Genomic DNA, 10,755 nt, shown 5'->3' on the forward strand with positions numbered 1-10,755 from the left:
GTCGTCATGCCGCCTGTTCTTCCGTTCCGGCACGACGAGACCCCCGGAGGGCTCACCCATGTCCGTCTTCGCCACCCTGGTCGAGCACTTGGCCGACCTGCTCCAGCCGCTGTTCGGCGCGTCCGCCGCGGCCGCCGCGATCGTCCTGTTCACCGCGCTCGTACGGCTCCTCGTCCACCCCCTGTCCCGGGCCGCCGCGCGCGGCCAGCAGGCCCGCACCGCGTTGCAGCCGAAGATCGCCGAGCTGCGGAGGAAGCACGGGAAGAACCCCGAGAGGCTGCAGCGGGCCGTCCTGGACCTGCACGCCGAGGAGAAGGTGTCGCCGCTGGCCGGCTGCCTGCCCGGGCTGCTCCAGGTGCCCGCGTTCTTCCTGCTGTACCACCTGTTCTCCAGCGACACGATCGGCGGGCGCGCCAACGGGCTGCTCGCCCACGAACTGTTCGCCGCGCCGCTGGGCGGACGGTGGTCCGACGCGCTCCAGGACGGCCTGTTCGGCGGGGCGGGGCTCGTGTACGCCGGGCTGTTCGCCGTCGTCGCCTGTGTCGCCGCGTTCAGCTACCGGCTGAGCAAGCGCATGATGGCCGCGAACCCGGCCGTCCCGGCCGGTGCCGGGGAGCAGGTGCCGGGGCTCGGGGCGGTGACCAGGGTGATGCCGTTCCTGTCGTTCTTCACGCTCGTCACCGTGGCCGTGGTGCCGTTGGCCGCCGCCCTGTACGTGGTGACCAGCACGACGTGGAGTGCCGTCGAGCGGGCCGTGCTGTACCGGTAGCCGGCCCGCGAGGTGGCGGTCCGGTCCGTGAACGGGGTATTGCGGAGTGAACGCCGAGCTTGGAGGATCGACCAGTCCTCCGATGGCTGCCCCGCCGCATCCGGGTCCCGCGTATCGGTCGGGCGCCCGCGATCGAGGGAGACTGATCATGAAGCTGCTGCGAGTCGGTACGGCGGGGGCGGAGCGGCCCGCGCTGCTCGACGCCGAGGGGACCCTGCGGGACCTGTCGGGTGTCGTGGCGGACATCGACGGCGCGCTGCTCGCCGACGAGGAGGCGCTCGGCCGGGTCCGGGCCGCCGCGGCCGCGGGCGAACTGCCCGTGCTGGACGCCACCGGGCTGCGGATCGGGCCGCCGCTGGCGCGGATCGGCAAGATCGTGTGCATCGGGCTGAATTACCACGACCACGCGCGGGAGACGGGCGCCGAGCCGCCCGCCGAACCCGTGGTCTTCATGAAGGCGCCCGACACGGTCGTCGGGCCGAACGACACCGTCCTCGTGCCGCGCGGCTCGCGCAAGACCGACTGGGAGGTCGAGCTGGCCGTCGTCATCGGACGTACGGCCCGGTATCTGGAGTCGGCGCGGGAGGCGCTGGCGCATGTCGCCGGGTACGCCGTGGCGCACGACGTGTCCGAGCGGGAGTTCCAGATCGAACGGGGCGGCACCTGGGACAAGGGCAAGAACTGCGAGACGTTCAACCCGCTCGGGCCCTGGCTGGTGACGGCGGACGAGGTGGCCGACCCGCAGGACCTCTCCCTGAGACTGTGGGTCAACGGGGAGCTGAAGCAGGACGGGACGACGGCCGAGCAGATCTTCCCCGTGGGCGAAGTCGTGCGGTACGTCAGCCGCTTCATGACGCTGTACCCGGGCGATGTGATCAACACCGGCACGCCGGCCGGGGTGGCGCTCGGGGCGCCCGAGCCCAAGCCGTTCCTGCGGGCCGGGGACGTCGTGGAGCTGGAGGTCGAGGGGCTGGGGCGGCAGCGGCAGGAGTTCAAGAACGCGTAGGCGCTCCGCTGGGAGAGCCGGTCATCGGGGAGTCGGGGAGTCGGGGAGCCGGGGGGCCGGGAGGGCAGGAGAGGCGGGGAACCGCGGTCGGTGCTCGGCTGCGGGCCGGGTGTGGCTTGCCGCGCAGTTCCCCCCACCCCTCATGGGGCGTCGGCCCTCGTGTCAGCCCAGCAGGGTCGCCAGGTCGCGCCAGGTCTTGCGGGGAAGGGCGTCACGCGAACCCTCCGTGATCACCTGCAGGGCCACGTGGTCCGCGCCCGCCTCGAAGAAGCCGTCGATCCTGGTGCGGATGGCCGTCTCGTCGCCCCAGGCGAACAGGGCGTCGACGAGGCGGTCGCTGCCGCCGTCCTTCAGGTCCTCCTCCGTGAAGCCGTGGCGGAGGAAGTTGTTGGTGTAGTTGGGCAGGGTGAGGTACAGCTCCAGGAACTCCCGGGCCAGGGCGCGGGCCCGGACCGGGTCCGTCTCCCAGACCACGGCCAGCTCGGGGGCGAGCAGGGGGCTCTCGCCCAGGACGTCGCGGGCCTGCGCGGTGTGCTCGGGCGTGACCAGGTAGGGGATCGTCCCCGCCGCACGGTCGCGCGTCAGCTTGAGGCTCTTGGGGCCGAGAGCGGCCAGGACCCGGCGGTCCTCGGGCACCCCGGCGGCGTCCAGGCCGTCCAGGTAGGAGACGAGGGCCGAGTACGGGCGGCGGTACTGCTCCGCGAGCCGGGCGTGGCTGACGCCGAGACCGAGTACGAAACGGCCGGGGTGGGCGGCCTCCAGCTCGGCGAACGCCGCACCGGCCGCGTCCGGCTCGTGCTGCCAGATGCTCTGGATGCTGGTGCCGACCGTGAGGTGCGAGGTCGCCTCGATCAGCGGGGCGGCGTGGGCGGCGGAGCTGTTGCCGCCCAGCCAGACGGCGCCGAAGCCCAGTTCCTCCAGCTCGGCGGCGGCCTCGGCCAGTTCACCCCGGCGATCCGGGTCCTCCGAGCGCAGGCCCACGCTCCAGATGCCGTACCTGCCGACCGCTTCCTTCACGGGAGTGCTCATCTGTTCGGTTCCCTCCGGTGGGCGCCCTGCTTGATCACGCGTACGCAGGTGCCCAACCGGAGGGAAGCGGTGCTGATTCCGGCCCCGGCTCAGCGGTCGAGGAACCGCTCCAGCGCCTCCACCACGAGCCGGTGGTCCTGCAACTGCGGCAGGCCCGACACCGTCACCGCGCCGATCACGCCGACGCCCTCCACGGTGATCGGGAAGGAGCCGCCGTGCGCCGCGTAGGTGTCGGGGTCGAGGCGCGAGGACTCCTCGAACGTGCTGCCCTTGGCGCGGAAGCGGGCGCCGACCAGGTAGGAGGCCGAGCCGTAGCGCTCGACGACCCGGCGCTTGCGGGCGATCCAGGCGTCGTTGTCGGGGGTCGAGCCGGGCAGCGCCGCGTGGAAGAGCTGCTGGCCCGCCCGGTGGATGTCGATGGCGACCGGGGCCTGCCGCTCGCGGGCCAGCTCCACCAGGAGCGAGCCGAGCTCCCAGGCGTCGTCATGGGTGAACCGGCGGAACACCAGGCGGCGTTCCTCCTTCTCCAGCTCCTCCAGGCTCGGGGTGAGTTCCGGATGGAACTTCGGGGTCAGCTCCTGGTTGTGCGAGGAACCGTGCGGGCTCTTGGGCGTCACAGCGTCACCACCGTCTTCTCGCGGGCCGAACGACGGGCCGCCTCCAGTACGTCCAGGGCGGCGGCCGCCTCCAGCGCGGTCACCGGGTTCGGGGCGCCCGCCAGCAGGGCCTGCGCCACGGCCGCATAGTAGGCGGGGTAGTCGCCCGGGAGGGTCGGCTCGGGGCGGCCGCCCCCGGTCACGGGGGACTCGCCGGAGCCCACGCGTCCCCACAGCGACTCGGGCTCCGCGCCCCAGTCCGGGCCGGGACGGAGCCCTTCGCGCAGGGCCGCCTCCTGCGGATCGAGGCCGTACTTGACGTAACCGGCCCGTGAGCCCAGGACGCGGAAGCGGGGGCCGAGCTGGGCGGTCGTGGCGGAGACGTAGAGGTGGGAGCGGACGCCGCCGGTGTGCGTGATCGCGATGAACGTGTCGTCGTCGGTCTCGGCGCCGGGGCGGCGGACGTCCGTCTCCGCGTACACCGACGCCGCCGGGCCGAAGAGGACCAGGGCCTGGTCGACGACATGGCTGCCGAGGTCGTAGAGCAGACCTCCGATCTCTGCCGGGTCGCCGGACTCGCGCCAGCCGCCCTTCGGCTTCGGCCGCCAGCGCTCGAAACGGGACTCGAACCGCCACACGTCACCCAGCTCGCCCTCGGCCAGCAACTTGCGCAGGGTCAGGAAGTCGTTGTCCCAGCGGCGGTTCTGGAAGACGGAGAGGAGCAGGCCGCGCTCCTCGGCGAGGGCGGCGAGCGCGCGGGCCTCGGCGGCCGTGCCCGCGACGGGCTTGTCGACCACGACCGGGAGGCCGGCCTCCAGGGCGGTTCTCGCGAGCGGCACGTGCGTCTTGTTCGGGGACGCCACGACGATCAGGTCCAGCTCGGAGGCCCGGTCGAACAGCTCGTCCGGCGAGGCGGCCAGGCGTACGTCCGGGAACTCGGCGCGGGCCTGCTGCTGCCGCTCGGGGTTCGAGGTCACCACCGTGTCGAGGGTGAGGCCCTCGGTGGCGGCGATCAGCGGGGCGTGGAAGACGGAGCCGGCGAGGCCGTAGCCGACGAGGCCGACGCGCAGGGGTGTGCCAGTCATGCCGTCCACTTTCGCAACGCTGTTGCCAAAGTGCAAGCGCCGGAGACAATGGACGCGTGAACAGGGCGAACGACGGTACGGCCGGCCCCGGGGTGAATCTGCTCGCCCTGCGCAGCCACAACGCGGCACTGGTGCTGGAGCTGCTGCGGACGGCCGGCGACGAGGGCATCAGCCGGCTGGAGCTGGCGGAGCGGACCGGGCTCACCCCGCAGGCCGTCAGCAAGATCACGGCACGGCTGCGGGAGGACGGGCTCGCGGCGGAGGCCGGGCGGCGGGCGTCGACCGGGGGCAAACCGCGCACGGTACTGCGCCTGGTGCCGGACGCCGGCCACGCGGTCGGCGTCCACCTGGACCGGGACGAGCTGCGGGCCGTACTGGTGGATCTGCGCGGTGCCGTGGTGCGGGAACGGCGGACCGCGCTCGACCTGGGGGCCGGGGCGGAGGCCGTACTGGGGGCGGTCACGGAGGCGGTGACGGGAGTCCTGACGGACGGGCGGACGGCGGAGCCGCCCGACGGGACGGCGCTGGGCAGCGGGTGTGACGGACGTCTGGCGGGCGGGCGAGGCAGGGCGCTGCCGGGCGGGCGGGACGGGACGCTGCCCGGCGGGCCGGACGGGCCGGACGTGCAGAGCAGAGCGCTGCCGGGCTCGCCGGACGGGACGCTGCCGGACGGGACGCTGGGGGACGGGAAGCTGCCGGGCGGGACGTTGCGAAGTGGGGCGCCGGGCAGGGGCGGTGGGGCGCTGTTGGGGGTCGGGGTCGTGCTGCCCGGGCCGCTCGACCACGCCCGGGGAGTGCTGCACCGGGTGACCGGATTCCCCGAGTGGGACGGCTTCCCGCTCCGGGAGGCCCTGGCCGGGCGGCTCGGGGTGCCGGTCGTGGTCGACAAGGACACCAACGCCGCGGCGCTGGGCCTGGCCGTGGAGGGCGAGGCCGGCTCCTTCGCCTACCTGCACCTGGGCACGGGGCTGGGAGCCGGGCTGGTGATCGGCGGCAGGGTGCACCGCGGCGCCCGGACCGGGGCGGGGGAGTTCGGCCACCAGGTGATCCAGCTGGACGGACCGCCGTGCGGCTGCGGCGACCGCGGCTGTGTGGAGGCCCTGTGCCTCGGCGCGGTGGCGCGCGGCGACATCGAGGCGGCGGCACGGGTCCTGGGCGCGGGCGCGGCGAACCTGGTGGGCCTGCTCGACATCGACCTGGTCCTGCTGGGCGGCCGCACGGTGACCTCGGCACCGGAGCCGTTCCTGCGGGGGGTCGGCGCGGTGCTGGCGGAACGGGCCCGGCGCACAGGCCAGGGAGTGGTGCCGGTGCGGCTCGCGCCCGGGGGCGGACGAGCCGTGGCGGTGGGGGCGGCCCAGCTGGTGCTGGGGCCGGTGTTCGGCAGACGTGACGGGTGAGGGTGTCCCGGCAGGCACTGGTCCTGTCGGCCGACCGGGCGGCACCGGGCCGTTCCTCCCTGGGGCCGGGGACGGGTGCCGGTGTCCCGGCCGGCCCTGGGCATGTCCGCCGACCGGGCGGATCCGCGCCGCCGTTCGGGGCGCTTCCCGGCCCGGCCGACTTCCCTTCGCCGTCTTCCGGCTAGGTCACATCATCATGCGACTCTGCACGCCCGCTCGTCTCTGCCTGGCGGCGGCAGCCGCCGTCCTGTTCACGGGTGCTGCCCCGGCGTACGCCGAGGACCCGGCACCCGCCTGTGCCGCGCCCGACGACCACACCTTCCCGCTCACCACCCGCCTGCGCGGCGGGCCGGACGCCTACACGGCCGGGGGCGGGTTCGGGACCTGGTACCTCGACCTGACCAACACCACCGACCGGACCTGCTCCGCCATCCACCCCGTCGTCGTGCTCGTCGACGACCGGCGGACCCTGGAACCGTCCCAGCCCCGGCTGGAGTTCTTCGAGGGGACCCGAGCGCACCCCGTGCGGTTCGAGAAGACCGGGGAGGACGAACTCGTCGGGGCGTTCACCGGCGAGGACGACCGCTTCGCCGGGTTCACCGTCGGCCCCGGCAGGACCGTCACCGTGAAGGTCCGGCTCGCGGTCACCTCGGACGCCGCGGCCAACGACGTGACGGCCAACGCCGCGGTGGTCCAGCGGCACGACGACGACGGCGACTGGGTCGGGCAGTCCAACGACTACCGCTTCCGCATCGAGGGCGACGAGCCCGGCACCGACACCGGCACCACCCGCCCGCGCTCCGACCCCGACCCAGATCCCGACCCCGACGCCTCGGTACCGCCCCGGACGGACCGCTTCCCCTTCGCCGAGGAACTGGCCCGTACCGGAAGCGGCGTCCAGGTCGCCGCGGCCGTCGCGGGCGGGCTGCTCATCGGGGGCGGGGCCCTGCTCCTCGTCCGCAGACGCCCCTGACGCGCCGCCCCGGCAGGAGGGGCGGGGAGGCGCGTCCCGCCTGTCGGGACGGGGCCGGCCGCCCGTTCCGCAAGATCCCGCCACTGTTTAGGCTGGGGCGCAGGCTGGACCGCGTACGGCAGGAGATCACGCACATGGCAGACCGCAAGCCCGTCGAGTCGTGGCTCACCGACATGGACGGTGTCCTCATCCACGAGGGCGTCCCGATCCCCGGCGCCGACGCCTTCCTCAAGAAGCTGCGCGAGTCCGGCAAGCCCTTCCTGGTGCTCACGAACAACTCGATGTACACGCCGCGCGACCTGCACGCCCGGCTGAAGCGCATGGGCCTGGACGTGCCGATCGAGAGCATCTGGACGTCCGCGCTGGCCACCGCCCAGTTCCTGGACGACCAGCGGCCGGGCGGCTCGGCGTACGTCATAGGCGAGGCCGGTCTGACCACCGCGCTGCACGACATCGGCTACATCCTCACCGACCACGAGCCGGACTACGTCGTCCTCGGCGAGACCCGCACGTACTCCTTCGAGGCCATGACCAAGGCGGTCCGGCTGATCCTCGGCGGCGCCCGGTTCATCTGCACCAACCCGGACGAGACCGGCCCGTCCACGGAGGGCCCGCTGCCCGCGACCGGCGCGGTGGCCGCGCTGATCACCCAGGCCACCGGCAAGAAGCCGTACTTCGCGGGCAAGCCCAACCCGCTGATGATGCGCACGGGGCTGAACGCCATCGGGGCGCACTCCGAGACCAGCGCGATGATCGGCGACCGCATGGACACCGACGTGCTGGCCGGCATCGAGGCCGGGATGCAGACGTTCCTGGTGCTCACCGGCCTGACCCGGCCCGACCAGGTCGAGAACTTCCCGTACCGTCCGTCGCAGATCGTCGACTCGATCGCGGACCTCGTCGAACGGGTCTGACCCCTGCGGCGGCCCGCTCCGCCGCGCTCAAACCCGTCGCCACCCGTACGGAGCAGTCACCGCGTCGCTGCGGATGCGGTGACCGGCCGCCCGGGGGAGGCTCCAGGCGTCTGGAGGTTCACGATGGGTTCCCTGAGAGTCACGGTCTGTACGGGTGTCCTGGCCGCGGCCGCCCTGTCACCGACGGCGTACGCGGCGGACACGGGGGACGCGGGGGAGAAGGGGACGGCCGGCAGGGCGGGGAGCGTCTCGGTCTCCCCGGCGACCGCCGCGCCCGGCACGGACGTCACGCTCCGCGTCACCGGCTGCCCCCACCGCACGGCCGTCGCCGTCTCACCCGCGTTCGTCACGGACGCGCGCCTCACGGTCGCGGACGCCGTGCGCGAACTCACCGGTGAGAGCCGCGTCCGCTCGACGCTCGCGCCGGGCACGTACTCCGTGCGGGTCCCGTGCGGGGACACGGAACGGACCGGCACCTTCACCGTCCGCAAGGGCACCGCCGACGGCCGGCCCGCAACCCCCGGCACCGACGGACCCGTGACCCCCGGCACCGACGGTCAGCCGGCAACCCCCGGTTCCGACGGCCTGCCCGCAAGCTCCGGCTCCGACGGTCAGCCCCTCACCCCCGGGACCGGCGGGCCGCCGCCCCTCCCCGGCGGTGGGCGGTCCGCGCCCCCCGGCCCCGGTGCCGAGGGCGACGAGCCGGGGCCGGCCGGTCAGCGGCCCGGCGCGCCCGCCTCGCCCGTCGCTCCCGTCCGGGCCGGCGGGGGCGGTGCCGCCGACGTCGTGGCCGCGGAGGAGCGCGCGGCCGGGCCCGGTACCGCGCAGGGTGTGACCGGTCTGGTGCTCGCCGGCGTGGCCGCGATGGTCGTCGCGCTGCGCGGGTTGCACCGGAGCCGTGGAACGGGTTGACCATGTACGACCAGGAACAGAGGCACGCGGCGGGCACCGGCCGGATGCTGGCCGGTGTGGCCTGGGTGGTGCTGCTGCTCGGCCTGTGGCTGTGGGGCCGCGAGGTCGCCGACGTACGGCACGGCATGTCCGCCCCCACCACGGGTGACATGGCGGCGGCCGGCCGGCCCCCGGACGTGAAACTGCCCCCGCCCCACCGGCCCCTGACCGACGCCCTGCCGCAGCGCGTCGACATCCCCGGGCTCGGCGTCCAGGCCCCCGTCGTGGCCCGCGGGCTGGACCCGCGCGGGGCACTCGACCCGCCGCCCTACGACCAGCCGGGCGTGGTCGGCTGGTATGCCGGCGGGGTGGCGCCCGGGGCACCCGGCACCGCGCTGCTGGTCGGGCACGTCGACACCGACACCCGGCCGGCCGTCTTCCACAAGGTCGGTGCCATGCGGCCGGGCCAGACGATCCGGGTGATCCGGGCGGACGCGAGGGTCGCCGAGTTCACCGTGGAGTCGGTCCAGGTCCTCACCCGCGACCGCTTCGACGCCCATCAGGCCTACGGCCCCCGCGAGTCGGGGCGGGCCGAGCTGCGGCTGGTCACCTGCGGCGGCAGCTTCGACCGCACGACGCGCAGCTACACGGCGAACGTGGTGGTCTCGGCGTACCTGACCGGAACCGGCCTGTAGCGGCCGGCGGTGCTTCCCCAACCCGGCCGGCGGCCCGCTCCCCCTGAAGCCGCCGACCGGGCCGGCCTCGACCGCGCGCGCACGGGCTGCGGGAGTAACCCGGCGAGCTGCGCGGGAGGTCATGGGAGACACGGTGGGTGAATCTCTGGCCGGAGGCCGGGCCCTGCAGGGAAGACTCTAGAACCAAAGGACCGCCGGGCCTAGAGGTCGAATGACGCCAAGTCCCGGTGCGGTGGCGCTGCGTCATCCGCGCAGGTCGGATTCGGCCTCGTGGGCGCTGCGGGACGTATGTCAGGATTGAGCCTCACAACGCTGCACCCAAGGGGGAGCTGGATGTACGGCAGCAGGGGGGTCGGGACACACGCGGGGAGGCGGGTGTCCGCGGTGGTGCTGGGGGCGGCACTGCTGATCGCGGGATGTTCGGGCGGCGACGGGGGTGACGACGGCCCGGAGCGGGGCGCCGACGCCGGCGCCGGCATCACCCAGCAGCCGAAGGACACCGCCCCGTTCTGGGTCAACCCGAACGGCACGGCGGCCCGGCAGGTCGCCGCGCTGGAGAAGGCCGGCAAGAAGCAGGACGCCGAGCAGCTCCGCAAGATCGCCGAGCAGCCGGTGGCCGAGTGGGTCGGCCCGGACAACCCCGAGGAGCAGACCCGCGGCTTCACCGAGGCCGCCGACAAGGCCGGCCGTACGGCCCTGCTCGTCCTCTACAACATCCCGCACCGCGACTGCGGCCAGTACTCCCAGGGCGGCGCGGCCGACGGCGACGCCTACCGGGCGTGGCTGGACGGCGTGGCGGCGGGCATCGGCGACCGCCCGGCCACGGTCGTGCTGGAACCGGACGCCCTGCTGCACCTCGTGGACGGCTGCACCCCGGAGCAGTTCCACGAGGAGCGCTACGACCTCCTCAAGGGTGCCGTCGCCCAGCTCAAGGCGCTGAAGAACACCAAGGTCTACCTGGACGCGGGCAACGCCGGCTGGCAGAACCCCGACCAGATCTTCGAACCGCTGCAGCGCGCGGGCATCGCGCAGGCCGACGGCTTCTCGGTCAACGTCTCCAACTTCTACTCCACGCAGGACTCCATCGCCTACGGCAAACAGCTCTCCGCCAAGGTGGGCGGCAAGCACTTCGTCATCGACACCAGCCGCAACGGCAAGGGCCCGTACACGGGGGGCAACCCGGACGAGCGCTGGTGCAACCCGCCCGGCCGCGCGCTGGGCGAGACGCCGACGACGAAGACGGCGGACCCGCTGGTCGACGCGTACCTGTGGGTCAAGCGGCCCGGTGAGTCGGACGGCGAGTGCAAGGGCGGCCCCAAGGCGGGCCAGTGGTGGGCGGACTACGCCCTGAAGCTGGCGAGGGCCACCGGCTGACCTGCCGCACCGGACACGGAAAGGGG

11 protein-coding genes are annotated in these 10,755 nt (G+C 74.0%); 8 read left to right on the forward strand and 3 right to left on the reverse strand.

The features are described 5' to 3' along the window. The first annotated feature begins 58 nt into the window (after positions 1–58). The gene (locus ACIGAN_RS23910) at positions 59–769 is read left to right on the forward strand and encodes a YidC/Oxa1 family membrane protein insertase (protein WP_365738935.1); all 711 of its coding nucleotides are present in this window, start codon (positions 59–61) and stop codon (positions 767–769) included. Between the two features lie 148 nt (positions 770–917). Continuing rightward, positions 918–1,775: a fumarylacetoacetate hydrolase family protein gene (locus ACIGAN_RS23915; RefSeq protein WP_365738934.1), complete on the forward strand. Its 858-nt coding sequence runs from the start codon at positions 918–920 to the stop codon at positions 1,773–1,775. A 162-nt stretch (positions 1,776–1,937) separates the two neighbouring features. On the opposite strand, the gene ACIGAN_RS23920 is transcribed toward ACIGAN_RS23915, so the two are convergent. The 3 genes from ACIGAN_RS23920 to ACIGAN_RS23930 form a co-directional block, all read right to left on the reverse strand. After that, entirely contained in the window at positions 1,938–2,804 is an 867-nt protein-coding gene (locus ACIGAN_RS23920; protein WP_399860323.1) for an LLM class F420-dependent oxidoreductase, read from the reverse strand. 89 nt (positions 2,805–2,893) lie between these two features. Further along, positions 2,894–3,421, reverse strand: a complete 528-nt coding sequence (locus ACIGAN_RS23925) for a heme-degrading domain-containing protein (RefSeq protein WP_365738931.1) — start codon at positions 3,419–3,421, stop codon at positions 2,894–2,896. Then, a complete protein-coding gene (locus ACIGAN_RS23930) occupies positions 3,418–4,485 on the reverse strand; it encodes a Gfo/Idh/MocA family protein (protein ID WP_399860326.1) in 1,068 nt (355 codons plus the stop codon). Before ACIGAN_RS23930 ends, ACIGAN_RS23925 begins: the two co-directional genes overlap by 4 nt. A gap of 56 nt (positions 4,486–4,541) precedes the next feature. Here ACIGAN_RS23930 and ACIGAN_RS23935 point away from each other — a divergent pair, with 56 nt between their 5' ends. The 6 genes from ACIGAN_RS23935 (at position 4,542) to ACIGAN_RS23960 (ending at position 10,729) form a co-directional block, all read left to right on the forward strand. Then, positions 4,542–5,882 carry an ROK family transcriptional regulator gene (locus ACIGAN_RS23935; RefSeq protein WP_399860328.1) on the forward strand — a complete coding sequence of 447 codons (1,341 nt, stop codon included), beginning with the start codon at positions 4,542–4,544 and terminating at the stop codon, positions 5,880–5,882. Positions 5,883–6,078: 196 nt separating this feature from the next. After that, positions 6,079–6,855, forward strand: a complete 777-nt coding sequence (locus ACIGAN_RS23940; RefSeq protein ID WP_399860331.1) for an LPXTG cell wall anchor domain-containing protein — start codon at positions 6,079–6,081, stop codon at positions 6,853–6,855. Positions 6,856–6,989: 134 nt separating this feature from the next. Continuing rightward, on the forward strand, positions 6,990–7,769 hold the full coding sequence (locus ACIGAN_RS23945; protein ID WP_399860334.1) for an HAD-IIA family hydrolase: 780 nt from the start codon (positions 6,990–6,992) through the stop codon (positions 7,767–7,769). A gap of 123 nt (positions 7,770–7,892) precedes the next feature. Beyond that, positions 7,893–8,681, forward strand: a complete 789-nt coding sequence (locus ACIGAN_RS23950) for a hypothetical protein (protein ID WP_399860336.1) — start codon at positions 7,893–7,895, stop codon at positions 8,679–8,681. Positions 8,682–8,683: 2 nt separating this feature from the next. Next, positions 8,684–9,355: a class F sortase gene (locus tag ACIGAN_RS23955; RefSeq protein WP_399860339.1), complete on the forward strand. Its 672-nt coding sequence runs from the start codon at positions 8,684–8,686 to the stop codon at positions 9,353–9,355. Positions 9,356–9,688: 333 nt separating this feature from the next. Then, the gene (locus tag ACIGAN_RS23960; protein ID WP_365086212.1) at positions 9,689–10,729 is read left to right on the forward strand and encodes a glycoside hydrolase family 6 protein; all 1,041 of its coding nucleotides are present in this window, start codon (positions 9,689–9,691) and stop codon (positions 10,727–10,729) included. Positions 10,730–10,755 lie beyond the last annotated feature (26 nt).

Origin of the sequence: Streptomyces sp. NPDC085931, from assembly GCF_044540565.1 — a bacterium.
Lineage (GTDB): Bacteria > Actinomycetota > Actinomycetes > Streptomycetales > Streptomycetaceae > Streptomyces.